Origin of the sequence: Psychromonas sp. KJ10-2 (genome assembly GCF_047323255.1) — a bacterium.
GTDB lineage: Bacteria > Pseudomonadota > Gammaproteobacteria > Enterobacterales > Psychromonadaceae > Psychromonas.
The window spans coordinates 3846415-3871666 of record NZ_CP178827.1 but is presented as its reverse complement, the minus strand read 5'-3'; the positions used below and the strand labels follow the sequence as shown (position 1 = coordinate 3871666).

Sequence of the window (25252 nt, the reverse complement as noted above, 5' to 3'; positions counted from 1 at the left end):
ACTATTTAGCAAAACTGAATAGAGAGACAAGATTGTTTCTGTTTTGTTTAAATTAATTGTTACTGGAACGGACTTAAATCGCCCGTGCCTTCTCTTACTATCACCACATCATCTTCAGATAAATCAATCACAGTGGTTGGTGATTCACCTAAATAACCACCGTTAATGATCAAATCAACTTGATGCTCTAATTGATCACGAATATCTTCTGGGTCAAACTCAGTACTTGTGTTGCCTGGTAGAATCAAACTCGTGGTCATTAGTGGTGTTTCTAACTCTTCTAACAAAGATAACGCGATGACGTTATCTGGAATACGTATACCAATAGTACGTTTACTTGGGTTCATTAAACGTTTTGGTAAATCTTTAGTGGATTTAAAAATAAAGGTATACGCACCTGGTGTATTGTTTTTCAGCATACGATACGCACTATTATCAACACGGGCATACACTGCAATTTCAGCTAAATCTTTACACACTAAAGTGAAGTTATGCTTTTTATCTATTTTTCTGATTTGGCACATGCGCTCTAACGCGCGTTTATCATCAAGTGCACAACCTAATGCATAACCGGAATCGGTTGGAAAAATGATCACACCACCTTTGTTAACTATTTCAGCCGCTTGCTTCATTAGTCGTTTTTGTGGGTTTTCTGGGTGCACATAAAAAAACTGACTCATATTGTTCTATAGCCTTTTATCAATATCATTATAAGTATAACTAGCGCGATTAAGCGCTAATCTCTGCACTATGATTAAGATCCCAATTATGCCAAATTGGCTGACAAATTTCAGGTAAAAATAGACTTTTTCCTAAATCACGCCAACGACCAACAAAGTGGAAATCACTGCCTTGAGAGGCTAATAAGTCATACTCTTGACTCCACATGCCTAATTGTAAACGCATTTGTGGCGATTGTTGTCCAATGGCCACTTCCATGGCATCACCACCAGCGGCTTTAAAAGCAACAAATAATTTTCTTAACCATTTATTGGATAATCGGTAAGCATCTGGATGTGCTAATACCGCTTGTCCACCAGCAGCATGAATCGCCGCTATCGCATCTGCTAAATCGACCCAATCGTGAGGCACATAACCTGTATTACCACGACTTAAGTATTTATCGAATACTTTAGGAAAAGTCGGTGCAACGCCAATATCAACAAGATAACGTGCAAAATGCGCTCGAGTAATTGCGCCATCGCCAGCTAACGCTTTTGCGCCTTCATAAACGTTGTCGATATTTGCTTTGGCTAAACGTCGTCCCATTTCAATGGCACGCTGCTCACGCTTCTCTTTTTGTACTTCAATCAATGCCAATAACGCGGGATGTGTTGGGTCAATATTTAACCCCACCACATGAATCTCATGATTAAGCCAATTACTGGTGACTTCGATACCATTAATCAACTGTAATTTTAACTGATGATCTTGAATATATTGTGACGCTTCAGCTAACCCATCAATGGTGTCATGATCGGTAATGGCTAAAAAATGAACTTGTCTGTTTTCAGCACGTTGCACTAATTCGCTAGGGGTAAGTTGTCCATCTGAAGCTTTAGTATGCGAGTGAAGATCAATTAACATGAATATCCTAAAAATAACCTTGACATTAGAAGCAGAATGCAAAAAAATAACTCCTAATTAATACGGGACGCATAATATATGATTTTTAATACAATTACTCTTAAAGATTCTTGGTGGCACTCATTCTCATAAGCGAGCAATGAGGTTTTTGTATATTTAATTTCCCAGAAAAACCTATTTAGAAGCTCGCATATTGCGGGCTTTTTTCATATTTGGAACACACAAAAGTAAAACAGGTAAATCATGATCATTTTAAACAGCGCCCTTAATTGGCGATGGCAAATAAAAATCAGCTAAACACTCTATTTGCAATCACTAATTTTTAAGGACTTAAATATGAACACGCACCACCCAATCGGCACATTAAAAACGATCGAAGCACCTTGTCACTACATCCAAGATTCATTGGGACTCTTTCAAAAAATCAGCGCAAACAGCCATCATCATCTACTTTTTGACTCTGCAGAGATTGAAAGTAAAGCACACTTAAAAAGCTTAATTTTAGTTGATGCTTGTTTGAAGATTACTTGCCAAGGCTTAACGGTTACCTTGGATGCGTTAACTGATAATGGTAAAGATCTACTTACTTTCATCACTCCCAAGTTTTCCACGCAACTAATCACAGCACAACGCCCAAGCCAGTTACAACTTACCTTTCCACAATCAGATACTAGCGGCGATGAAGATCAACGTTTAAAATCAGCATCTCCAATGGACGCTATTCGTTGTATCGTAGAGCGAATTAAAAAGGCCTCAACTCATCCAGAAGCGTTATTCCTAGGCGGTGTATTTGCCTATGACTTTATCGCAACCTTTGAACAATTATTAGCAGTGCCTGATGGAGAGAACACGACACCTGATTACTTGTTCTATGTGGCAGAGACATTAATGTTACATGATCATCAAACTCAACAAGGTGAAGTGCTAGGCAGTGTATTTGGAGGTTTATATTCAGATGAAAGTGAAGCACGCATTGCACAGCGTATCGAACAATTACAAGGCTTCTGTACAGACTTTATTGCACCTGTAAATCAACAAGTCAGTATTGATGCGACTGTTAAAGTCGATATCAGTGATGAAGAGTACTGTGATATTGTTGAAGAGTTAAAAACCAATATTGTTAAAGGTGATATCTTCCAAGTGGTTCCTTCTCGTAGTTTTTCATTACCGTGTCCTGATCCAATTTCAGCTTATCAAAAACTAAAAGAAACTAACCCAAGTCCCTATATGTTCTACTTAAAAGACAGTGACTTTGTATTATTTGGTGCATCCCTGGAAAGTGCCATCAAATACACACAAAGCTCAGGTGATGTAGAGATTTACCCAATTGCAGGTACACGTCGTCGTGGTTTCAATGCAGATGGATCTATTAATAAAGATTTAGATGGTCGTTTAGAGTTAGAGCTGCGTCTTGATAAAAAAGAAACATCTGAGCATTTGATGCTAGTTGATTTAGCCCGTAATGACGTGGCACGTATTAGCCAGCCAGGTACTCGCCATGTTGCTGACTTATTACAAGTTGACCGTTACAGTCATGTAATGCACTTAGTATCACGAGTGGTGGGTAAATTACGCGAAGATTTAGACGCATTACACGCATACCAAGCTTGTATGAATATGGGCACTTTAGTTGGCGCACCAAAAATCAGTGCATCAAATCTAGTACGCAAAGTAGAGAAAAAACGACGTGGTAGTTACGGCGGTGCTGTTGGTTATATTAACGGTAATGGCGACATGGATAGCTGTATTGTTATCCGATCTGCATTTGTTAAAGGTGGCGTAGCTCATGCTCAAGCTGGCGCAGGTGTGGTTTATGACTCAGTACCACAATTAGAAGCCGATGAAACGCGCAGTAAAGCTGCAGCAGTACTTAATGCAGTGGCACTTGCCCATGGCACCACACTTAAAGCAGTGACAGCCAATGCCACTAAGCAAGGAGAATAAACCATGCCTTCTACTAATAATAAAGCCACCTTATTCTTTCTTGATAACTTTGACTCGTTTACTTACAACCTAGTAGACCAATTTAAATCATCGGGTTACCCAGTGAAAATCTACCGCAATAACCAAAGCGCAGCGCAAATTAAAGCACATATTGATGCCTGTGAAGGTGAAGTGGTATTAATATTATCGCCTGGTCCAGGTACACCTAGTGCTGCGGGTTGTATGATTGAACTTATCGGTTTATGCAAAGGTGAAGTACCTATCCTAGGAATTTGCCTAGGACACCAAGCGCTAATTGAACAATATGGTGGTGTAGTAGGACAAGCAGATGAAATCCAACATGGTAAATCATCATTAATTAACCACTGTGCAGATAAAATGTTTGCAGGTTTATCCTTGCCTCTGTCTGTAGCACGTTACCACTCGTTAGTGGGCACGACTGTGCCAGACACACTAGAAACGGTGGCAGATTATAACGAGATGTGTATGGCTATCTATCACGCCCAAGATAAGGTGATCGGTTTTCAATTCCACCCTGAATCTATTTTGACCTGTGAAGGTGCACAACTGTTAGAGAACAGCCTTAATTTATTGACTGAAGCGGAGAATGTTTAAATGAGCAAATATGATGTATACCCGACCTTAGAGCAGTTATATCAAGGTCAAACTCTCTCTGAATCACAAAGCCAAGCTTTTTTTGAACAAGTGGTGTTAGGCGAAATAGATCCGATTGTACTTTCTTCAGTATTAACTGCGCTTAAGATTAAAGGTGAAACACCTGCTGAAATCACTGGTGCAGCTAGAGCCTTGTTAGCACAAGCAAAAGCATTTCCTCATCCTGATTACCCCTTTACCGATATTGTTGGTACTGGTGGCGATGGATTAGGTACTATCAATATTTCAACGGCGAGTGCATTTGTAGCGGCGGCTTGTGGTGTTAAGGTTTGTAAACATGGTAGCCGAAGTGTGTCTAGTAAGTCTGGTTCATCAGATTTATTAGCGGCTTTTGGGGTGAACTTAGATATGTCACCTGAAACGGCACGTCAATGTTTAGATGATTTAAACGTCTGCTTTATTTTTGCGCCTAGCTACCATGCAGGAATGCGTTTTGCAGCGCCAGTACGTGGCGCATTAAAAACCCGCTCTATCTTCAATGTACTAGGCCCACTTATTAACCCAGCACGTCCTGACTTTGAATTAATGGGTGTGTATGCACCAGAGTTATTAGTGCCCATTGCCAAAGTGCACCAACAATTAGGCATGAAACGTGTGATGGTGGTTTACGGTAGTGGCTTAGATGAGGTGGCATTACACGGCTCAACGCAAGTAGCTGAGCTTCACAATGGTGAAATAATCGAATATACATTAACACCAGAAGATTTTGGTGTTGAACAGCACCCTGTGGAAAGTATCTTCGGTGGTACACCAGAAGAAAATAAACAAATTATAGAACAAATTTTACAAGGTAAAGGCACTGCTGCTCAGCAATCTGCTGTGGCAATTAATGTATCTGCATTATTAGTATTAAACGGTAAAGCAGATAACTTTAAACAAGGCACTGAAATGGCGCTTAGCAGCATGCAATCAGGCCAACCTTTAACACTATTAAAACAACTTGCGGAGCAAAGTAATGCTTAATGACCAAAGTTTACAGGATACAATTTTAGGCAAGATTGTTGATGACAAATTAATCTGGGTTGAACAACGTAAACAACAACAACCTTTGATTAGCTTCAAAGATCAATTAGTAGAAAGTGATCGTTACTTCTATCAAGCGCTGGACCAAGAAGACAGTGTGTTTATTCTTGAGTGTAAAAAAGCCTCTCCTTCTAAGGGATTAATTCGTGAAGAGTTCGATTTAGACTTAATTGCAAGCACTTACAAAAACTATGCATCAGCGATTTCGGTATTAACCGATGAAAAGTATTTCCAAGGTGACTTTGAATACATTAATACTGTGCGCTCTCAAGTGACTCAGCCAATTATCTGTAAAGACTTTATCGTTGATCCTTACCAAATCTACCTAGCACGTCACTCTCAAGCCGATGCTATTCTGTTAATGCTATCGGTTTTAGATGACGATGCTTACCAAGCTTATCGTGATACTGCACACAGCTTAAATATGGGTGTATTGACCGAAGTCAGTAATGAACATGAGTTAGTACGCGCTATTGCCCTAGGCGCTAAAGTGATTGGTATTAACAATCGAGATTTACGTGATCTGAGCATTGACCTAAATCGTACTAAAGAGTTGGCAGCTAAGATCCCACAGGATCGTATCGTCATTTCTGAATCGGGGATTTACAACCACCAGCAGGTAAAAGAGCTAAGCGCTTATGCCAATGGTTTCTTGGTTGGCAGTTCAATTATGTCTCAGGCTAATATTGACCTTGCTTGTCGCAAACTGATCCTTGGTGAAAACAAAGTGTGTGGGTTAACCCATGCCCGTGATGCTGCTGATGTCCATAAAGCAGGTGCAGTGTACGGCGGATTAATTTTTGTCGAAAAATCACCGCGTTTTGTGGAGTTAGAACAAGCACGTTTAGTGATGTTAGGCGCGCCACTTGCTTATGTCGGTGTATTCCAAAATGAGCAAGTTGAACTAGTCGCTTACACAGCTAAAAGCTTAGGCCTTAGTGCAGTACAATTGCATGGTGATGAATCACCTAAATACATTAAAGAGTTACTAGCAGTCTTACCTAAAAACTGTGAGGTCTGGAAAGCCCATGGCATTATCGACAGCTTACCTGAGTTTGAAAAATACAACGTGAGCAAGCATATCTTAGATACACGTGTTGGCGAGCAAAGTGGTGGCACAGGACAACGCTTTGATTGGACGCTACTAGATCAACAAGATTGCGATAAAAATAGCATTATTCTGGCCGGTGGTCTTAATCCAGAAAACGCACAACAAGCTGCATTAATAGGCTGTGCAGGGTTAGATTTCAACTCAGGTGTTGAATCTGCTCCTGGCAAAAAAGACGCTGAAAAATTAAACCGTAGCTTCTCTGAAATTCGTCGATACATGACGCGATAGATGATGTTGGTATTTAACAACATTAAACCGATTAAAAGGTAATAAAAAAATGGAAACATTAAACGCTTATTTTGGTGACTTTGGTGGCATGTATGTGCCGCAAATATTAGTCCCTGCATTAAAACAACTTGAAGCTGAATTTTTAAAAGCACAGCAAGATGAATCATTTCAAGAAGAGTTTAAAGAGTTACTCACAGAATATGCTGGTCGCCCTACTCCACTGACGCTATGTCGCAATTTAACTAAGGGTAAAAAAACCAAGTTATACCTAAAACGTGAAGATCTATTACACGGTGGTGCACACAAAACTAACCAAGTATTAGGTCAAGCTCTGTTAGCAAAACGTATGGGTAAAACTGAGATTATTGCAGAAACAGGTGCGGGTCAACACGGTGTAGCAACCGCACTTGCTTGTGCATTGCTTGGTTTAAAATGCCGAGTTTATATGGGTGCGGTAGACTGTGAACGTCAAAAACCGAACATGTTTAGAATGCGCCTAATGGGAGCAGAAGTCATTCCAGTGACCTCAGGCTCTTCAACGTTAAAAGATGCTTGTAATGAAGCCCTACGTGATTGGGCTGGAAGCTACGAAACTGCACATTACCTGTTAGGTACAGCAGCAGGACCACACCCCTTCCCGACCATTGTTCGTGAATACCAAAAAGTGATTGGTGAAGAAGCGAAAAAACAATGTTTACGTAAAGAAGGTATTTTACCGGATAAAGTGATCGCTTGTGTGGGTGGTGGCTCTAATGCCATTGGTATTTTCTCTGATTTTATTGAAGATGAAAATGTGCAACTTATTGGCGTTGAACCAGGTGGTCACGGTATTGAAACTGGCGAGCATGGTTGTCCTATTGCTTGTGGTACAGACGGTATCTTCTTTGGTATGAAATCATTGATGATGCAAGATGACTATGGTCAAATTCAAGAGTCTTACTCAATTTCTGCTGGCTTAGATTTCCCATCTGTAGGCCCACAACATGCACACTTAGCAAAAATTGGTCGTGCAGAATATGTAAATGCCACCGATGATGAAGCGTTACTTGCCTTTAAAGCATTAGCAGAACAGGAAGGCATTATCCCTGCTTTGGAATCATCACACGCCTTAGCACACGCACTAAAAATTATTGAGCAAGATGATAGAGAACAAGTCATTATTGTGAATCTATCAGGACGTGGTGATAAAGATATCTTCACCGTGGCAGACATATTTGAAAAGAGAGGCATGATCTAATGACAGATAATCTTCAGTCACAGCGATACGCTAAATTATTCGACAAACTAGAGAAAGCTAACCAAGGTGCCTTTGTCCCATTTGTAACAGTGGGTGACCCTGACCGCGAACAGTCTTTAAATATTATTGATACGCTAGTGAAAGCAGGCGCAGATGCACTTGAATTAGGTATTCCATTTTCAGATCCAGTTGCCGATGGAGTGGTGATTCAAGATGCTTCGATCCGCGCACTAGAATCTGGTACAACACCGCAAGTTTGCTTTGAAATCATCAAAGAGATTCGTGCAAGACACCCTGATACACCGATCGGTTTATTGTTATATGTTAACCTTGTTTACCGCAATGGCATCGAGTCTTTCTACCAAGAGTGTAAAGCTGCAGGTGTTGATTCAATTCTGATTGCCGATGTACCTTTACATGAAAGCGCACCTTACCGTGCAGCAGCAGACAAAGTAGGTTTACAACAAATCTTTATTGCACCACCTAATGGCGATAAAGCGACACTTAAACAGGTTGCTGAATATGGTCAAGGTTACACTTATCTATTAAGCCGTGCCGGTGTCACTGGCGCTGATGCAAAAGCAGGTATGCCCGTTGAACATATGCTGGAAACATTAGGCGAGCATAATGCCCCACCATCACTGTTAGGGTTTGGTATTTCTCAACCTGAGCAGGTAGCTGATGCAATCAAATCAGGTGCAGCCGGTGCTATTTCTGGCTCTGCTGTCGTTAAAGTGATTGAGCGTAATCTCGGTAACCCTGATAAGATGCAATCGGAAATGGCTGAGTTTATCAGCGCCATGAAAGCTGCAACATTAAAATAAGCCACATAAAGAGAGTGTCATGAAACAATTTTTTGAATTTATACCGTTAATCATCTTTTTTATTGTTTATAAAATGGTGGATATCTACGCAGCAACTGGCTCGTTAATTATTACCACGGGTTTGTTGTTGGCTTACAACTACTTTAAGCATGGTAAAGTAGAAAAAATGCATCTGATCACTTTCTTAATGGTCTTAGTCTTTGGTTCCTTGACCTTAGTATTACATAACGACCTGTTTATTAAGTGGAAAGTAACAGCTGTTTATGCGCTGTTTGCCATTGCTCTGATCGCTAGCCAATATATCTTTAAAAAGCCGATCATCAAACAGATGTTAGGTAAAGAGATCACCCTACCAGAAAACGTCTGGACAACATTAAACCTCGCTTGGGCCGTATTCTTTATAATACTTGGCCTACTCAATATCTATGTGGCTTTTTACATGGCAGAAGATGTTTGGGTTAACTTCAAGGTATTTGGGCTATTAGGCGCAACGATTGTGTTTACCCTATTAAGCGGTGTTTATATTTATAAGTACTTGCCTAAAGATGAAGAGAAAAGCAAAGACCCATTAGATGCAGATAATGAATAAGCCTCAATAGCACTAATCTAACGCATCAATATCAATAAAATCCAATACAGCAATGTATTGGATTTTCATTAACACCACCTTGCACTTCCTATCAAATTCTATTCAATCATTCTGTGACAGAACAATTATTATGCATATTTCAACGTGAACAACTAATACCCATTAAAAAAATAAGCCTATTAAGATTAAAACGCTAAATTAAGCGCTTTTTTCAGAGTTTTATTCTGAAAGAAATGCAAATACAAACATTAATAATGGATATTAACGATTATGATGTGATTACTAATGGATGATTATTTTTGGAATAGCGATGAAAGTATTAATTTTAGGTTCAGGTGTAATAGGTGTAACAAGTGCGTGGTACTTAGCTAAATCTGGCCATGATGTGACAGTGGTTGATAGACAAGCTACCGTAGCAAATGAAACCAGTTTTGCTAATGCGGGTCAAATTTCACCTGGGTATTCTGCACCTTGGGCTGCACCAGGTATTCCAATCAAAGCAATGAAATGGTTAATGCAAGAACTTGCGCCTTTAAAAATCAATTTTAAAGATCTTGATACAGAAACCATGTTGTGGATGACCAAGATGGTTGCCAACTGTAATAATGCTGATTACCAAATCAATAAAGCACGCATGATGCGCGTAGCTGAATATAGCCGCGATTGTTTACGTGATATTCGTCGTGAAATTAATATCCAATACGACCACAGAACACAGGGTACTCTACAAGTATTCCGTACAGATAGCCAAGTACAAAGCGCTAAGAAAGATATCAAAGTGCTTACTGAGTGTGGAGTTGACCATACGGTATTAAGCGCTGATGATTGTCTGGGTTATGAACCTGCACTTAAACACACCATTAATAAAATTGTTGGTGGTCTGCATTTACCTAATGACGAAACAGGTGATTGTCACCAGTTTGTAACTGAGCTTGCTAAAGATTGTGAAAGAATGGGTGTGAAATTTATGATGGACACCAACATTCAAAAACTTAACAAGCAAGGTGGTGAGATTGTTAGTGTATCAACAGATAAAGGCGAACTAACGGCAGACTCATACCTAATGGCGTTAGGGTCATACTCTACCCATATGCTAGCGAATATCGATATCAAAGTACCGGTTTACCCAATTAAAGGCTACTCACTAACCTTGCCTATCGAAGATTATTCTGCTGCTCCTGAGTCGACAGTAATGGATGAAACCTATAAAGTAGCGATCACTCGTTTAGGTGACCGTATTCGAGTGGGTGGTACAGCCGAAATTAGCTCTTACAACTTAGCTTTATTAGAAAAGCGTCGCAAGAATATCGAATTCTCTATAGCAGATTTATTCCCTCATGCAGCAGACTTATCAAAAGCAGAATTCTGGACTGGTTTACGACCAATGACACCGGATGGCACACCTATTCTGGGTAAAACCAAGATCGATAACTTATTTCTCAATACTGGCCACGGTACATTAGGTTGGACCATGTCTTTAGGCTCAGCAAAATTTGTTAGCGATATTATGAATGATAAACAACCGGAAATTGATGACTCTGGTTTATCAATTGACCGTTACGCAAAATAGGACTCAAGATGGCTAGATCTGCAACGGCAGTTATTAAATTAAGTGCAATTAGACAAAACTATTTATACGCAAAATCATTAGCTGCCCCAGCAAAAGCAATTGCAACAATTAAAGCAAATGCATATGGACATGGCGCGATTCAAGTGGCTAATGAATTAAGTGATGTAGCAGATGCGTTTGCTGTCGCCTGTATTGAAGAGGCGATAGAATTACGAGAGGCAGGCATTAAACAACCTATCTTATTATTAGAGGGTTTCTTTACTGCCGATGAATTAGCTTACATTAGTGAGTTTAATTTATGGTGTGTTGTACACAGTCAATATCAATTGGATGCCATACAAGCGGGTGAGTTTGAGCAGCCTATTAATGTGTGGTTAAAAATGGATACTGGCATGCATCGCTTAGGTTTTTACCTAACCAATATGCAGACGCTTGGCAGCAACTTGAAAAAGATGCCACAGGTGAATAATATCACCCATATTACGCACTTTTCATCTGCCGATGACTTAAGCTCAATACGTACAGAACAACAAACAGCGCTATTTTTAGAGACAATTGGAGAGTTACCTGGTGATATTAGTATTGCTAACTCTTCTGCTGTATTAAGCAAAGCGATGCCAGATCGAGTGCAATGGGTACGCCCTGGTATTATGCTATACGGTGCGTCACCTATCGATAACCCAGAGATTGCAAAATCATTAGCACCAGCGATGACTTTTAAAGCTAAAGTCATTTCTGAACGTATTATCGAAGCCGGCGAATGTGTTGGTTACAACGCACTTTGGAAAGCTGAAAAACCAAGTAAAATTGGCACAGTGTCTATTGGTTATGCTGATGGTTACCCAAGACATGCAGGTACAGGCACACCGGTTTTAGTCAATGGTAAAAAGAGTCAATTACTAGGACGTGTTGCCATGGATATGATCATGATTGATCTGTCTATGTTTGATGACCAGGACTGTATTGGATTTGAAGTAGAGTTTTGGGGTGACAATATCCCAGTTAATGAGATTGCACAGTGTGCTGATACCATTGGTTATACCTTACTTTGTGGTATTTCACGCCGTGTAAACAAACAGCACATTCAGTAATCTTAACACTGACGATATTAAACTAGCAGTGTGATTGATAAAACTAAAAGACCTAGTAGTTTAGCTACTAGGCCTTTTTTATAGCAATTATTTTTTATACCAATGATATTAAGCTGCTATCTCATCAATGCTGTCTTTAAAATTCTCAGCAATTTCCACAAACTTCTCTTCTATTTCTAAAAAAGCGACAACCACTGCTGGGTCAAAATGCGTGCCTTGCCCCTCAACAATAATGCCCTTGGCTTTATCATGTGAAAAAGCCGGTTTATAAACACGTTGACTAATCAAAGCATCATAAACATCAGCTAATGCCATTAATCGACCAGATAAGGGAATATCTTCACCAGCCAATTGATTAGGGTAACCAGATCCATCCCACTTCTCATGATGTGACTGCGCTATCTCTTTTGCCACTTCTAAGAACGAACTTGTACCTAATTGTTTCTCTGCAATAGACAAGGCATCAGCACCGATTTGCGCATGCCCTTTCATGATCACAAACTCTTCATCGGTCAATTTACCTGGCTTAAGTAGAATATTATCGGGAATACCTACTTTGCCAACATCGTGTAATGGCGCAGACTTATATAACAGATCAATATAGGTTGGTGTTAATAGCGCTTTATATTTAGGAGATAAACTTAACCGCTCGGCTAACACTTTGACATACTCTTGGGTACGTAAAATATGTGCACCGGTTTCATTGTCGCGCGATTCTGCTAACGCAGATAAACTAACAATGGCCACATCACGTGTGGTTTGCACTTCGTTTTGTGAAACTTGTAAACTATCTAACATGGTATTAGTCAATGATGCAGTGGAACCAAACTCGTCAAAACTGAATATAGGTAAGCGTGTATCAAACCGCCCTTCACTGACCTTAGTTAAGGCTCTCTCTTGGCTTATTAATACGCCTTTAATGACCTTAGCCCATAAGCGCATCACAGCAATTGCATAACCCATCACAATCGCAGCAATAAACAGCAACTCCTTAATCACACTAATTTGTCCTGAGCCGTCAGCCAATAAAGCCGAGTTGTGCTTTAACCAAAAGATATCCTTCACTGCAACCATGGTCAGCGCACCCGTTAAAATAACTAATAAAAATACCACTAGAGCAATCATCTGATTAACTAATGAAGTACGCGCCCCTGATAATTGATAGCTAAAGTCCCCCTTTTCTTGCATTACTTGCATCTGCGTTAACTTAGCAGAAAGTTGTAAAATACAACCAGTAAAAAAGCCGAATAAAGCCATTCCAAATAATACTTTTACATTACTGTCTAAACCAAAGTCATAAAAAGTATTGTAAACAAGTGCTAAAGGGATACTGGCAATAAAAAAGCACCCTGTATCTAATTTAATTTGCTGATTACTTTTACTTAAATGATGACCGGCTAATAAAAAGTGGCGTATCAGAAATAAACTGGTAAACGTCAGGGCAACATGCACAAATATCTCAGTGAAGGTTAAAGTCGCTAAAAAAGGACAAACCTTACCGCCGTAACTACCAAATAAGATGGCAGCAAGCGCATATAACTTAAGTGTTAATGGCGCATTATAATGAGTGTTATTCATTGAATTCCCTTTCTGTTTTCCATCTAACGCAGGTTTAATAAGTATCAATTAATGAGTATAGACAAAAACAAAGAATCTACCTCTTTTGTACTATATACAGCCTAAATAAAAAACACTAAGCAAATGCATCTCAAAATAATGCCAATTTCAAAGACAAATCAAGATTAGAGCGGGGAGTAAATAGGAAGTGTTAAAGGTGACTAGCAAATACAAAAAAGGTTATCTGAAGATAACCTTAATCGTAGTATGAACTAAATATGAGTATTTAGTTTGAATGTAACATGCTGTTTAGTTCAACAGCACTTTTGTTTGCTAGACATTCAATTTGACCAGTAATAGAGTTACGACGGAATAATAGATCGTCTTTATTAGCTAGATCACGTGCTTTAACAAAACCAGCATCGTTACCTTCGTTGTCTAACATTTTAACTTTAGATCCCGCAGTCACGTATAAACCAGATTCGATAGTACAACGGTTACCTAGTGGGAAACCTAAACCAGCATTCGCACCTAATAAGCTGTTTTCGCCAATCGCAACAACCATTTTACCACCACCAGATAGAGTACCCATGATTGAAGCACCACCGCCAATATCACTACCTTCACCTACCATAACGCCAGCAGAGATACGACCTTCAACCATGCTTACACCTGAAGTACCAGCGTTGAAGTTGATGAAACCTTCGTGCATTACCGTTGTACCTTCACCTACGTGTGCACCTAAACGAACGCGTGAAGTATCTGCGATACGCACACCAGCAGGCACAACGTAATCAACCATTTTAGGGAATTTATCAACACAATCTACAGTGATAGTCTTACCTTTAAGACGTGCTTCAATTTGACGGTCTTTTAATTCTGGAAGGTCGATAGCACCTTTGTTTGTCCATGCAATGTTATGCAGTAGACCAAAGATACCGTCTAATACAACACCGTGTGGTTTAACTAAACGATGAGAGATAAGTTGTAGTTTTAAGTAACCTTCTGCAACACTTTGTGGTGCTTCATCTGTTGCTAAAATAACTAATACTAACGTTTGTTTTGATTTAGCAGCTGCAACAGCAAAATCTGCATTATCAGTATCGTTTTCACCATTAAATGCCGCAGCTAATTGCTCTGCAATTGAGCGCTCGATTTCAATAACTTGGTTGCCACCTTGGTAACCAACGATAGCAGCAATCGTTGCCACTAGGTCTTCATTTGGGTTTAAAATTGGATTTGGGAAAAACGCTTCAATGATTTTTTGATCGCGGTTTTTAGTAGCAGTACCAAATGCAAGAGAGAAAGTAGACATGATTTAAGCTCCGATTTAAAAGTCTATTAGAAATAATAAGGTGCTAATAATAGAGAAGCCACGCAGTAGATGCAAAACTAAAATGCCTATTTAGCTTAAAAGGAAACAAAAAGGTAATAGCAAACAACAGATCCTAGGGTTTTAAATTTTAGATACAGGTTTGGTACGTCTAAATAGTGTTGATATCAAGCACTTTAAGAGTGTTAATAAACCTTCTAAGATCAGCATTAACCCAATAGCGACAGTGACACCAACAACAATAGCCTGCTGATTAAGCACAATATTCGCCTGATAGGTTTGCCAGGTTTGTTTAGTGATCGGAGAGTTAATTTGTTGTGCTAAATGTACTAAACGGTGCCAGAGAGGTTGTTGTAATTCATCGATTTGTATTTGTAAATTTTGTACACGTAGATAACTGGCTTGAATCACTTTCGCTTCATCACGAAATACATTTTCATCACTGTTTTGATGTTGTTCAATAAGCGCTGTTAAGTCACCTTCAAAATATAAATCAGCCAATGCTTGAAACTGAGCTAATTGCGATTGAGCTTCTGCAAAGTGGCCTTGAAGGCGTGTTTCATATTGGTGTAAAAAACTCGGTAACTGTAAGCCAACCAGCAAACTTAAGGTAAAAACCAATTGCAAACTATAGCGTTTAATTACCGAGTACATGGGTTATTTCAAACCAGATTTATTGCAATGCACAGTTATTTAAAACCACGGCTAGTACGCAATACTTCGTAGGCTTTTTGAATATCTTGAGCTTTCTCTTTTGCAAGCTCCATCATCTCTTCAGGTAGCCCTTTTGATGCCAATTTATCTGGATGGTTTTGACTCATCAATTTACGGTAAGCTCGTTTCACTTCTTTATCCGTTGCACTGCTTTCCACACCTAATACTTTGTATGCGTCGGCTTCTGAATCGGCTTTGTTGTACTGTTGACCGCCTTGACTGCCGCGGTGGAAGTGTTGCTGACCTTGAATCATTTGAATCAGTCTATCTAACTCAAAGCGAGAGAACCCTAAGGTTTCTGCGATGGTGTATAAAATAGCTTGTTCATTTTGGTCAATTTCACCATCTGAACACGCCACTTGTACTTGAATCGCCAAAAACATCTGCAATACATTACGCTCGCCATGCAAACCACGTTTAAATAATTGTAGTCTGTCCACCAAGGCAAAATCAGCGTCCTTACCAGCAGTAAAAGCAGCTTGTGCTTGTGAACGCGCTTCACCGTGTAAATTCATTTGATCCATGTAAGCATTGGCTACTTGGATATCAGTTTGTGTTACCTGCCCTTTCGATTTTGCTACGTGCCCCATCACTGAGAAAGCAGTTTCAAAGAACAATTTTTGTTTTTCTGCGCTATTTCCGCGGCCGCCTAAAATACCATCTTGCATATTAAAGTTACGTCCCACAGCAACATCAAAACGATGGCCTAACCAGACACCTAAGATCAGTCCTAAAAAATGCCCGAACATAAATCCAAAAAGACCACCTAATAATTTGCCCCATATGCGCATAACTAATAATTACCTATAAATTAAGAAAAAATTCAATCTGTTTATTATTTTGACTAAGTCTGAAACGATTTGCCAATTATTTGTACTAAATAACAAAAATACACGCGTATTAATCAATCAAAGATTGGAGCAAGCATCAGTTTACTCTATTATATACGCCATATTATTGTTTCTGCTTAGCGTTTGTTAATACTTCTAAGCACTTGTTGTGAGTTATCCATGTTAAAACTACTACCTTTATTGTTTATAATCTCCCCCATTGCAAGTGCTGTTGCACAGGAACTTGATAATAGTGAATTAAATGACGACATAAATAATACAGATAATGCATCGGAAAGTTCAGAAAATACAGACCTGACTGATCAAGCACTTTTCTTTCAGCAATGTTATCAGCAGGTACCTCGTATCACTGCGCGCAGCAGTGAACTAGATAGAAACCAAATTCCAGTGAGCGTTGATGCGGATTCATTAAGAGGTCTAGACGGCGAGATTATATATCAAGGTGACGTTAACCTAATACAAGGCGATAAAAGTCTCAATACTGATAAATTAATTTTTAATCGCAATACTTCACAAGCAAATGCCATTGGTAATGCCCGTTATGTAGACGGTCAAATTACCCTGCTTGCTGACCAAATCGACACCAATTTCAAAACCAACGAATCTTCAATATTCCAAACTGAGTTCCAATTTCATGGTCAAGGTGGTCGTGGCAGTGCCGACCAGGTACATGACAATGGTCAAGGCTTTTACGAACTAAAGTCCTCCAATTACACCGCTTGTCCTCCTAACGACATCACTTGGAGTCTGGATGCGTCTACTTTGTATATTGATCAAGAAGAAGATATGGGCACAGCGTGGAATGCCGTACTTAGAATTAAAGATGTACCGGTATTTTATTTTCCCTACATCAGTTATCCATTATCGGATACGCGTAAGACCGGTATTTTATTCCCAACCTATGAGTATTCATCGGTTAATGGTTTAACTTACAAACAACCTATTTACATCAATATCGCACCTAACCAAGATGCCACCCTTACACCGACTTATATGCAAAATCGTGGTACCTTAATTGCAGCTGAATATCGTTACCTCTTTGGTATCGGCTCTGGTACGGCTCAGGTTGAATACCTAGCCGATGACCGTATTCGTCAAGATGATGATGGTGAAGATATTGGTGACCGTTACTTAGTGCATCTTGATCATACGGTAAATTTTGGTCAAAACTGGAGCTTTGATGCCGACTATAACAAGGTAAGTGATGAGTATTACTTCAGTGATATCAGTACTGACTATGGTACACGAAGTGATAATCAGTTATTACAAACAGCCAAACTAGACTATACAAAAACTGATTGGAACACAGAATTAGAAGTCCGAAACTTCCAAGTTTTAGAAAGCGATGACGATGATGATACATCGCATGTGGTATTACCTAAGTTCGCATTCTCTGCTTATAAGCCATTAAATTGGAAGAGCTTACAGTTTAACTGGTACTCTGAAGTAACTCGTTTCGATCACGATGACGATGATGTTTATACCGGTACGCGTGTACATGTTGAGCCTAAAATATCTTTGCCACTATATTACGACTCATTGTTTGTTAACACCGAGTTGAAGTATATGTTGAGTTATTATGAGCAAGACCTAGACAATGCCACTAAATATGATTGGTATGACGACCTAGAAGAAACAGAGGTTCGTAACTTACCCTCTTTCAAAATTAACTCAGGTATCAATTTAGAGCGAGATTTAACCTGGTTTGGTGATGATTACCGTCAAACCTTAGTGCCGCAATTACAGTATTTGTACGTGCCTTATCAAGACCAATCAGGCATTGGTTTGTATGATACAACCACGCTACAACAAGATTACTATGGGCTATTCCGTGATAACCGTTATTCAGGTTATGACCGTATTGCTGAAGCAGACCAATTGACCTTTGGTCTTTCGACCAGTTTCTTAGATGCACAAGGCAGAGAAAAACTGCATTTTGCTATTGGTCAGAACTATTACTTATCTCAATCTCGTACTGTGTTACCAACTGATGACGACGATGATGACACCGAGTACAACAAGTCATCAATCGTATCAGAGTTAGATGTTAACTTTGACAATGATTACTTCTATCATGCTGGTATTGAATGGAACAGTGATAGTAACTTCATTCGTCGCGCTAACACTACCTTTGAAAAGCGTTGGAATGGTGATAACTATGTACAACTGAGTTATCGTTATTACAAAGATGATCAAGATGCTGATTGGGATGAAATTGTTAACCAAGTCGGCACCAAAATGAACTGGGCTATTGATACCCAGTGGTCAACCTTTGCAAGTTATTATTACAATGTGGATTACAACAATAGCTTTGAAAGTATTATTGGTTTGAAATATCAATCATGTTGTTGGGCAATTGGTTTAACTTACGATCAACATTTACTCTCTTATTATGGTGACGAAAACAGTTACGATGATGATCTTGAAACAGAAAGAAGTATCAGTTTAACATTAGAGTTAAAAGGTTTAGGTGGTGTTGGCACTTCTGGTACTGACGATGGTCTATTCGACTATGGCCGTCCATTTTATTTAAAGTAATAGGTAGAAAATGAATTTATCAAAACGAATTTTAAGTGCACTTATTGTAGTGACAACATTATCGCCATTCGCGAATGCAGCAGAAGTAGAAGTCGATAAAATTGAAGCAGTCGTCAACAAAGAATTAATACTCAGCAGCGATATGACCAGTATGAAACGTGACTTGATTAAGCGTTATCAAGAAAGTGGTCAAAGCTTACCTGATGTAGAAAACCTAGATAAACAAGTATTAGATAAACTAATCAGTGACCGCCTACAGCTGCAAATTGCAGAGCGTATTGGTTTACGTATTAATGATGCACAGGTTGACCAAACGATTGCTGAAATCGCAAAAAATCAAGGCACTGATGTGGCAGGTCTTCGCGCAGATTTAGCGGCGTCTGGCATTAACTACAAACAATTTGTGAGTAATATTCGTGATGAACTGACCATCAATGAGGTGCGTCAAATACAAGTGCGTCGCCGTATCAGCATCTCTGACCAAGAAGTAGAGCAAGTGATTAACCGTATTAACCAAGCAGGTAACGCACAAACTGAGCTTCGTTTTGCACATATTTTATTAAAAGTAGCTGAAGACGCTTCTCCAGAAGCTAAACAAGCAGCCGATGAGAAAGCTGAAAAATTAGCGACACAAATTAAAAATGGTGCTGATATCCAAGCTCTGGCGAAGGCTAATTCAGAAGGTCCAAAGGCACAAGAAGGTGGTGATTGGGGTTGGAGAAAGCTAGACGATATGCCAAGCCTTTTTGTTGAAGAGTTATCTGAAAACAATACTAAAGGACAAGTCGTTGGACCATTCCATACACGCTTAGGTGTTCATATTATTCAAATATTGGACAAAAAAGGCGGTCAAAATGTGATGACTGAAGAGGTTAAGTCTCGTCATATTTTAATTAAACCAAGCATTATTTTAAGCGAAGAGAAAACTCAAGCTTTATTAGCAAACTTACGCCAACAGATTTTAGAAGGCAGCAAAACCTTCGAAGAGTTAGCTAAACAATACTCACAAGACCCAAGTTCAGCAGTACGTGGTGGTGATTTAGGTTGGGCAGATCCAAACGTTTATGTACCAGAATTCCGCGACATTGCACAATCACAAGCAATTGGTGAAATTAGCCAACCGTTCCAAACAACACATGGCTGGCATATTCTACAAGTATTAGACAAGCGAGAATCTGATACCACTGAAAGTGCCACCAAGCAAAAAGCGTATAACTTAATTTATCGACAACGCTTCCCAGCTGAAGCATACGCTTGGTTAAATGAATTACGCCAAGAGGCTTACATTAAAATCGTTAACCCTGACTACATCATCGAGGAATAAAATATGCTACCTCGTATCGTAGTAACCGCTGGTGAACCTGGCGGCATTGGCCCAGATTTAATTTTACAACTTGCTGACCAAGTATGGCCGGTGGAGTTAGTCATTTGTGCTGATTTAAACGTACTAAAATCGCGTGCGGCACTGCTTAATAAACAGATTAACTTTGTTGAGTATCGAGCAGATAGTCAACAAGCAACACCCGCTGTCGGGCAGCTAACTGTTGCACACATTGCAGCACCAGCAACTGTTGTAGCAGGTGAATTAAACGTAGAAAATGGCGCCTATGTACTAGAAACATTACGCTTTGCTAGTCAAGGTTGTTTATCTGGTGAATTTGCTGCAGTTGTCACTGCACCTGTTCATAAAGGCATTATTAATGATGCAGGCGTTGTATTCAGCGGTCATACTGAATTTTTTGCTGAACAAGCAGAAGTAGACTTAGTGGTAATGATGTTAGCTACAACTGGCTTACGCGTTGCACTTGCAACCACTCACCTGCCTTTATCAGCGGTGCCAGCAGCTATTACCGAACCATTGCTCGATAATATTATCAGCATCTTAAACGCAGAGTTAAAGAACAAATACGCAATACAAAACCCAACCATCTATGTCTGTGGATTAAACCCACACGCCGGAGAAGGTGGACATATGGGAAGAGAAGAGATTGAAGTTATTGAGCCCGCTTTAGATAATATTAGGGCAAAAGGCATTAATTTAGTGGGTCCACTTCCCGCTGACACTCTCTTTCAAGAAAAATACTTACAACATGCAGACGCTGTATTAGCGATGTACCATGACCAAGGGTTACCGGTACTTAAGTACAAAGGTTTTGGTCAATCAGTGAATATCACACTGGGCCTACCTTTCATCCGTACATCGGTTGATCACGGCACCGCATTAGATTTAGCAGGAACAGGAAAAGCCGACTCAGGTAGTTTAATATGTGCAGTCAATGAAGCAATTACCATGGTCCAAAGTAACATCAACAAGGTTAACTAAAAAATGAATGATAAAACCCACCTAGGCCATACTGCCCGTAAACGTTTTGGACAAAACTTTTTACACGATGATTACATCATCGACTCAATCGTTGCGGCTATTGCACCACAGGCAGACGACAATATCGTAGAGATTGGCCCAGGTTTAGGCGCATTAACAGAGCCAGTTGCGCGTAAAGTAGATTGCTTAAACGTAGTCGAATTAGACCGTGATTTAGCAGCACGTTTAGAAGAACACCCAACCCTGCGCGATAAGTTAAAAATAACTCAAGCCGATGCGATGCGTTTCGACTTTGGTCAACTTGTGCAAGGTGATAAGCAACTGCGTGTATTTGGTAACTTACCTTACAACATATCTACCCCATTAATGTTCCACCTATTTGAGTTTGCAGACAAAATTTCAGACATGCACTTCATGCTACAAAAAGAAGTGGTTAACCGTTTATGTGCAGGCCCTGACTGTAAAGCTTATGGCCGTTTAAGTGTGATGGCTCAATATTACTGTAATGTCATTCCAGTACTAGAAGTACCACCAACAGCCTTTAAACCAGCGCCTAAAGTGGATTCTGCCGTAGTACGTTTAGAGCCTTACGATACACCACCGTTTATTGCAAAAAGCATCAAGGTATTAAACCAAGTCTGCTCAATGGCCTTTAACCAACGTCGTAAAACAGTGCGTAATGGTTGGCGTGAAATCTTAACGGCAGAAGAGTTAATCAGTTTAGATATTAACATCGGTAGTCGCGCAGAAAACATCTCTGTAGAAGAGTATGTGCGTGTGGCTAACTATGTTTTTGACCGTCAACAAGATTAACTCTTTATGGCAACTTATATAGTCGGTGATATTCAGGGCTGTTATGACGAATTACGTCAATTACTGGCCCTCGCTGAGTTTGATACTCAACAGGATGAACTATGGGTCACTGGTGATTTAGTGGCACGAGGCCCTAAATCAATACAAACCTTACGCTATATAAAGAAAATAGGTGCAAAAGTGATCCTAGGTAATCACGATTTGCACTTATTAGCTACTGCGTTAGGTATTCACTCTTTTAAAGATAAAGATAAAACGGCGGCAATTTTACAAGCAGACGATGGCCAAGAGTTACTCGATTGGTTACGCATGCAGCCTTTGTTATTACAACACCCTGAGCATAAGTTTATTATGGTTCACGCCGGTATATTACCTGCTTGGAGTATTAAAAAAGCGAAAAAGCTCGCGAAAGAAGTAGAAGCACAACTACACAGTAAACATTACAAAACCATGCTAAAGGATATGTATGGTAACCACCCTACTCGCTGGAATAATGATTTACAGGGTGTAGAGAGAATGCGTTTTATTATTAATGTGTTCACGCGGATGCGCTACTGTACTATTGATGGTGAATTAGAGTTCCACAACAAACGCTCGCCGAGTGAAGTGCAAGACGAACAATTAAAACCTTGGTTTGATATTACGCCTCGTAAACATAAAAAACCGATTCTATTTGGTCATTGGGCAGCTTTATTAGGGCAAACCGAGCAACCAGACATTTATCCGCTAGATACTGGGTGTGTGTGGGGAAATAGTTTATCTATGATACGCTGGCAAGATAAAAAGATGTTCTCTCTATCCTGCCCTGCGTATGGTTAAGGCTATTTAATTTAAACCTAGTCTAACTTTTCTTAACTTATACCAATTGTATTAAAAAACTGTTCTAAATTTTGCGCCGGAAAAATGGCTTAGTTTGAGGCGCAGTTGATGTAAATGGTTGTTCCCTATACGAAACTTACAACGAAAAAATAAGTTGTTTTAACAAGTAAAATAGATCAGTTACTTACTATGATTGGTATTATATTCTATCCAGTGTAACAAATTCTAAATCATGGGCATTTTTTTCGTCCGCAGCATAATGCTCACTACTGACCTTTTGCCATTGACCTTGTGCTTGATAGTCAGGGAAATGTGTATCTCCCTCAGTTTTTAAATCAATCAAAGTCAAATATAAACGATTAGCAGACGCTAAAAAGTGCTCGTAAATGGTTGCTCCACCAATAATCATCACTTCATCAACACCTTCGGCCGCAGCAATCGCTTGCTCTACGGTAGTAACGCAAGTCACTCCTTCAATAGTTAAGTTTGCATCTCTTGATAACACGATATTCAAACGCCCCGGTAGCGCGCGACCAATTGAATCATAGGTTTTTCTCCCATGATCACAGGTTTACCTAAAGTGGCTTTCTTAAAGTGCTGTAAATCAGCAGGCAAGTGCCAAGGCATATCGTTATCTAACCCAATTACGCGATCTTCAGCCATTGCTACTATCATTGAAATTTTCATCTAAAGTCCAAAATGTAAAGTGAATATATAGTTTGAATAGACTAAGTTTAACAATTAAGTTTTAGAATTCATCTATTTAATTATTATCTACAAAGGATAATTCTTACTCAGGTTATGCTACAGTCATATTATAGTTAATACTAAAATAGGAAGCCTATAATGCTTACTTCACTAAAGAAAATTGCAATTCCCTTTTTAATCATTGTTATTTTTATCTCATGGATACTTTCAATTTGGTGGGGGTGGATGCCGTCATCATACAATGTGAAGTCACGCGTTCAAGAAGCGGCACAAGCTGAAAATGTGGAGTTAGTGCCAGGCTACGCGACTGTTACTACTTTAATTGATATGACTGAATGGCTAGTCAATAAACCTGGTGGTTTATTATCTAACGATGTCACTCCTCCTGGTTTAATCATGGATAATATGCCAGCCTTTGAATATGGTGTATTGGAGCAGGTACGTGACTTAGCATTAGTCATGCGTTTAGACTTTAGTCGCTCTCAATCACAATCCACAGGTGATAAAGACCTAGAAACAGCACAAAATAAAGTGAATATTTCGCATAAAAATTGGGTATTACCAAGTGCTGAAAATGAGTATAAAGATGCGATTAAAGCCTTTAACCGTTACCGCACTCGTTTAAGCGCAGAAGATGAAACTGAAGCTCAGTTTTACACTCGTGCGGACAACCTGAGTGATTGGTTACGTGAAATTGAAAAGCGCCTAGGCTCCATCTCACAAAACTTAAGTGCCAGTGTGGGTAATGATATATTCGATACTAACTTGGCAGGCGATACAACAGCGAAACAATCAACAAGAACCTCTGAAGAATTAAAAATACAAACCAGTTGGTTTAAAATTGATGATGTATTTTATGAAAGCCGTGGTTCAACGTGGGCTATTTTGCACTTCTTAAAAGCTGTTCAAATTGACTTTGCTGATGTATTAGAAAAGAAAATGCCACAGTTAGCTTAAAACAGATCATCCGTGACCTTGAAGGTACCCAACAAGCCGTATGGAGCCCAATGGTATTAAATGGTAGTGGTTTTGGCTTCCTAGCAAACCATTCGTTAGTAATGGCCAACTACGTTTCACGTGCAAATGCAGCTTTAATAGACCTAAGACGTTTATTAGAACAAGGCTAAGCACTTAACCGCTAGTTATCTGGCCGCTTGTTCTACAAGTGGCCCCCCTAACAAAAAAACACTCAAACTCTACTAACTATGAAAGTTAATCTAAAGGCGTACTATGACCACTTTTTATCTCTTTAACTGAGATACTGGAATGTAAACCACTCACTCCTTGAATACGCCTTAATTGATGAATACGTTGATAATACTCATCTAAGTCTTTGGCAATAATTTGCACAATATAATCTGCATCTCCGGTAATACAATGACACATAGGGATCCAATTAGTGTTGGATACAAACTCCTCAAAGAGATCTGTGCTCTGCTCCGCATGACTCCCTAAAGACACCTGCGTAAACCCACTTACCCCAAACCCTAATTTTTTATGGTTTAGCACCGCACTATATTCTTTAATGTAGCCCTGTTCTTCTAGTTTTTTCCAGCGACGCCAACAGGGTGTTTCACTGAGATTAATTTTTTCAGACAGTTTGCTATTACTAATACGCCCATCAGCTTGAATGTATTTCAATAAAGATAAATCTGTCGCGTCAATCTCACCGTTAGTGTTTTCTTTCTTATTCATAACTCACCAAGAAATATTATGC

Annotated in this window: 21 protein-coding genes and 2 pseudogenes; 15 read left to right on the top strand and 8 right to left on the bottom strand. The window is 39.5% G+C overall.

What is annotated here, in order from left to right; translation table 11 throughout:
• Window positions 1-59 precede the first annotated feature (59 nt).
• Window positions 60-680: an L-threonylcarbamoyladenylate synthase gene (locus tag ACLKL2_RS19105; protein ID WP_113820628.1), complete on the bottom strand. Its 621-nt coding sequence runs from the start codon at window positions 678-680 to the stop codon at window positions 60-62.
• Window positions 681-729: 49 nt separating this feature from the next.
• On the bottom strand, window positions 730-1587 hold the full coding sequence (gene rnm / locus ACLKL2_RS19100) for an RNase RNM (RefSeq protein ID WP_113820627.1): 858 nt from the start codon (window positions 1585-1587) through the stop codon (window positions 730-732).
• A gap of 336 nt (window positions 1588-1923) precedes the next feature.
• Between rnm and ACLKL2_RS19095 the strand changes: the two genes are divergently transcribed.
• From ACLKL2_RS19095 to alr, 9 genes are all read left to right on the top strand, one after another.
• A complete protein-coding gene (locus ACLKL2_RS19095; RefSeq protein ID WP_413692831.1) occupies window positions 1924-3531 on the top strand; it encodes an anthranilate synthase component 1 in 1608 nt (535 codons plus the stop codon).
• Between the two features lie 3 nt (window positions 3532-3534).
• Window positions 3535-4146: an aminodeoxychorismate/anthranilate synthase component II gene (locus ACLKL2_RS19090; protein WP_413692830.1), complete on the top strand. Its 612-nt coding sequence runs from the start codon at window positions 3535-3537 to the stop codon at window positions 4144-4146.
• Complete coding sequence (trpD, locus tag ACLKL2_RS19085; RefSeq protein ID WP_413692829.1) at window positions 4147-5169, top strand: anthranilate phosphoribosyltransferase; 1023 nt, start codon at window positions 4147-4149, stop codon at window positions 5167-5169. It begins immediately after the preceding gene.
• Window positions 5162-6568, top strand: a complete 1407-nt coding sequence (gene trpCF / locus ACLKL2_RS19080; protein ID WP_413692828.1) for a bifunctional indole-3-glycerol-phosphate synthase TrpC/phosphoribosylanthranilate isomerase TrpF — start codon at window positions 5162-5164, stop codon at window positions 6566-6568. The genes trpD and trpCF overlap by 8 nt, the downstream gene beginning before the upstream one ends.
• 49 nt (window positions 6569-6617) lie before the next feature.
• Window positions 6618-7805 carry a tryptophan synthase subunit beta gene (gene trpB / locus ACLKL2_RS19075; RefSeq protein WP_413692827.1) on the top strand — a complete coding sequence of 396 codons (1188 nt, stop codon included), beginning with the start codon at window positions 6618-6620 and terminating at the stop codon, window positions 7803-7805.
• Window positions 7805-8629, top strand: coding sequence for a tryptophan synthase subunit alpha (trpA, locus tag ACLKL2_RS19070; protein ID WP_413692826.1), 825 nt, complete (start codon window positions 7805-7807; stop codon window positions 8627-8629). The genes trpB and trpA overlap by 1 nt, the downstream gene beginning before the upstream one ends.
• 19 nt (window positions 8630-8648) lie before the next feature.
• The gene (locus tag ACLKL2_RS19065; protein WP_413692825.1) at window positions 8649-9218 is read left to right on the top strand and encodes a septation protein A; all 570 of its coding nucleotides are present in this window, start codon (window positions 8649-8651) and stop codon (window positions 9216-9218) included.
• A 310-nt stretch (window positions 9219-9528) separates the two neighbouring features.
• Entirely contained in the window at window positions 9529-10788 is a 1260-nt protein-coding gene (locus tag ACLKL2_RS19060; RefSeq protein ID WP_413692824.1) for a D-amino acid dehydrogenase, read from the top strand.
• Window positions 10789-10796: 8 nt separating this feature from the next.
• Window positions 10797-11879, top strand: coding sequence for an alanine racemase (gene alr, locus ACLKL2_RS19055; RefSeq protein ID WP_413692823.1), 1083 nt, complete (start codon window positions 10797-10799; stop codon window positions 11877-11879).
• 108 nt (window positions 11880-11987) lie between these two features.
• Here alr and ACLKL2_RS19050 read toward each other — a convergent pair whose 3' ends face one another.
• The 4 genes from ACLKL2_RS19050 to djlA form a co-directional block, all read right to left on the bottom strand.
• Window positions 11988-13457: an HD-GYP domain-containing protein gene (locus ACLKL2_RS19050; protein WP_413692822.1), complete on the bottom strand. Its 1470-nt coding sequence runs from the start codon at window positions 13455-13457 to the stop codon at window positions 11988-11990.
• A 265-nt stretch (window positions 13458-13722) separates the two neighbouring features.
• Window positions 13723-14751, bottom strand: a complete 1029-nt coding sequence (gene dapD / locus ACLKL2_RS19045; RefSeq protein WP_113820616.1) for a 2,3,4,5-tetrahydropyridine-2,6-dicarboxylate N-succinyltransferase — start codon at window positions 14749-14751, stop codon at window positions 13723-13725.
• A gap of 141 nt (window positions 14752-14892) precedes the next feature.
• Window positions 14893-15423 carry a DUF2937 family protein gene (locus ACLKL2_RS19040; RefSeq protein ID WP_413692821.1) on the bottom strand — a complete coding sequence of 177 codons (531 nt, stop codon included), beginning with the start codon at window positions 15421-15423 and terminating at the stop codon, window positions 14893-14895.
• Between the two features lie 35 nt (window positions 15424-15458).
• Window positions 15459-16274, bottom strand: a complete 816-nt coding sequence (gene djlA / locus ACLKL2_RS19035; protein WP_113820614.1) for a co-chaperone DjlA — start codon at window positions 16272-16274, stop codon at window positions 15459-15461.
• Window positions 16275-16493: 219 nt separating this feature from the next.
• On the opposite strand from djlA, the gene lptD reads away from it, so the two are divergent.
• From lptD to ACLKL2_RS19010, 5 genes are read left to right on the top strand one after another with little or no spacing between them, the layout of a single operon-like run.
• On the top strand, window positions 16494-18872 hold the full coding sequence (gene lptD / locus ACLKL2_RS19030) for an LPS assembly protein LptD (RefSeq protein ID WP_413692820.1): 2379 nt from the start codon (window positions 16494-16496) through the stop codon (window positions 18870-18872).
• A gap of 10 nt (window positions 18873-18882) precedes the next feature.
• Window positions 18883-20196 carry a peptidylprolyl isomerase SurA gene (gene surA / locus ACLKL2_RS19025; RefSeq protein WP_413692819.1) on the top strand — a complete coding sequence of 438 codons (1314 nt, stop codon included), beginning with the start codon at window positions 18883-18885 and terminating at the stop codon, window positions 20194-20196.
• A gap of 3 nt (window positions 20197-20199) precedes the next feature.
• On the top strand, window positions 20200-21195 hold the full coding sequence (gene pdxA / locus ACLKL2_RS19020) for a 4-hydroxythreonine-4-phosphate dehydrogenase PdxA (protein ID WP_413692818.1): 996 nt from the start codon (window positions 20200-20202) through the stop codon (window positions 21193-21195).
• Between the two features lie 3 nt (window positions 21196-21198).
• Entirely contained in the window at window positions 21199-22008 is an 810-nt protein-coding gene (gene rsmA / locus ACLKL2_RS19015; RefSeq protein ID WP_113820610.1) for a 16S rRNA (adenine(1518)-N(6)/adenine(1519)-N(6))-dimethyltransferase RsmA, read from the top strand.
• 6 nt (window positions 22009-22014) lie between these two features.
• Window positions 22015-22827, top strand: a complete 813-nt coding sequence (locus tag ACLKL2_RS19010) for a symmetrical bis(5'-nucleosyl)-tetraphosphatase (protein WP_413692816.1) — start codon at window positions 22015-22017, stop codon at window positions 22825-22827.
• A gap of 199 nt (window positions 22828-23026) precedes the next feature.
• Here ACLKL2_RS19010 and folA read toward each other — a convergent pair.
• Window positions 23027-23514: pseudogene (gene folA, locus ACLKL2_RS19005) on the bottom strand (type 3 dihydrofolate reductase).
• 159 nt (window positions 23515-23673) lie between these two features.
• Here folA and ACLKL2_RS19000 point away from each other — a divergent pair.
• Window positions 23674-24662, top strand: a pseudogene (locus ACLKL2_RS19000) (DUF2333 family protein).
• A gap of 85 nt (window positions 24663-24747) precedes the next feature.
• Here the strand turns inward: ACLKL2_RS19000 and ACLKL2_RS18995 are convergent.
• The gene (locus ACLKL2_RS18995; protein WP_413692815.1) at window positions 24748-25230 is read right to left on the bottom strand and encodes an Lrp/AsnC family transcriptional regulator; all 483 of its coding nucleotides are present in this window, start codon (window positions 25228-25230) and stop codon (window positions 24748-24750) included.
• Between the last annotated feature and the right edge of the window lie 22 nt (window positions 25231-25252).

What these genes read in the sequence shown, in the direction of transcription:
- ACLKL2_RS19105 (WP_113820628.1), bottom strand. Translation starts at nt 680, where the DNA reads ATGAGTCAGTTTTTTTATGTGCACCCAGAAAACCCACAAAAACGACTA.
- alr (WP_413692823.1), top strand. Translation starts at nt 10,797, where the DNA reads ATGGCTAGATCTGCAACGGCAGTTATTAAATTAAGTGCAATTAGACAA.
- ACLKL2_RS19095 (WP_413692831.1), top strand. Translation starts at nt 1,924, where the DNA reads ATGAACACGCACCACCCAATCGGCACATTAAAAACGATCGAAGCACCT.
- ACLKL2_RS19090 (WP_413692830.1), top strand. Translation starts at nt 3,535, where the DNA reads ATGCCTTCTACTAATAATAAAGCCACCTTATTCTTTCTTGATAACTTT.
- lptD (WP_413692820.1), top strand. Translation starts at nt 16,494, where the DNA reads ATGTTAAAACTACTACCTTTATTGTTTATAATCTCCCCCATTGCAAGT.
- djlA (WP_113820614.1), bottom strand. Translation starts at nt 16,274, where the DNA reads ATGCGCATATGGGGCAAATTATTAGGTGGTCTTTTTGGATTTATGTTC.
- rnm (WP_113820627.1), bottom strand. Translation starts at nt 1,587, where the DNA reads ATGTTAATTGATCTTCACTCGCATACTAAAGCTTCAGATGGACAACTT.
- trpA (WP_413692826.1), top strand. Translation starts at nt 7,805, where the DNA reads ATGACAGATAATCTTCAGTCACAGCGATACGCTAAATTATTCGACAAA.
- ACLKL2_RS19040 (WP_413692821.1), bottom strand. Translation starts at nt 15,423, where the DNA reads ATGTACTCGGTAATTAAACGCTATAGTTTGCAATTGGTTTTTACCTTA.
- ACLKL2_RS18995 (WP_413692815.1), bottom strand. Translation starts at nt 25,230, where the DNA reads ATGAATAAGAAAGAAAACACTAACGGTGAGATTGACGCGACAGATTTA.
- dapD (WP_113820616.1), bottom strand. Translation starts at nt 14,751, where the DNA reads ATGTCTACTTTCTCTCTTGCATTTGGTACTGCTACTAAAAACCGCGAT.
- ACLKL2_RS19065 (WP_413692825.1), top strand. Translation starts at nt 8,649, where the DNA reads ATGAAACAATTTTTTGAATTTATACCGTTAATCATCTTTTTTATTGTT.
- ACLKL2_RS19060 (WP_413692824.1), top strand. Translation starts at nt 9,529, where the DNA reads ATGAAAGTATTAATTTTAGGTTCAGGTGTAATAGGTGTAACAAGTGCG.
- surA (WP_413692819.1), top strand. Translation starts at nt 18,883, where the DNA reads ATGAATTTATCAAAACGAATTTTAAGTGCACTTATTGTAGTGACAACA.
- rsmA (WP_113820610.1), top strand. Translation starts at nt 21,199, where the DNA reads ATGAATGATAAAACCCACCTAGGCCATACTGCCCGTAAACGTTTTGGA.
- trpB (WP_413692827.1), top strand. Translation starts at nt 6,618, where the DNA reads ATGGAAACATTAAACGCTTATTTTGGTGACTTTGGTGGCATGTATGTG.
- trpCF (WP_413692828.1), top strand. Translation starts at nt 5,162, where the DNA reads ATGCTTAATGACCAAAGTTTACAGGATACAATTTTAGGCAAGATTGTT.
- ACLKL2_RS19010 (WP_413692816.1), top strand. Translation starts at nt 22,015, where the DNA reads ATGGCAACTTATATAGTCGGTGATATTCAGGGCTGTTATGACGAATTA.
- pdxA (WP_413692818.1), top strand. Translation starts at nt 20,200, where the DNA reads ATGCTACCTCGTATCGTAGTAACCGCTGGTGAACCTGGCGGCATTGGC.
- trpD (WP_413692829.1), top strand. Translation starts at nt 4,147, where the DNA reads ATGAGCAAATATGATGTATACCCGACCTTAGAGCAGTTATATCAAGGT.
- ACLKL2_RS19050 (WP_413692822.1), bottom strand. Translation starts at nt 13,457, where the DNA reads ATGAATAACACTCATTATAATGCGCCATTAACACTTAAGTTATATGCG.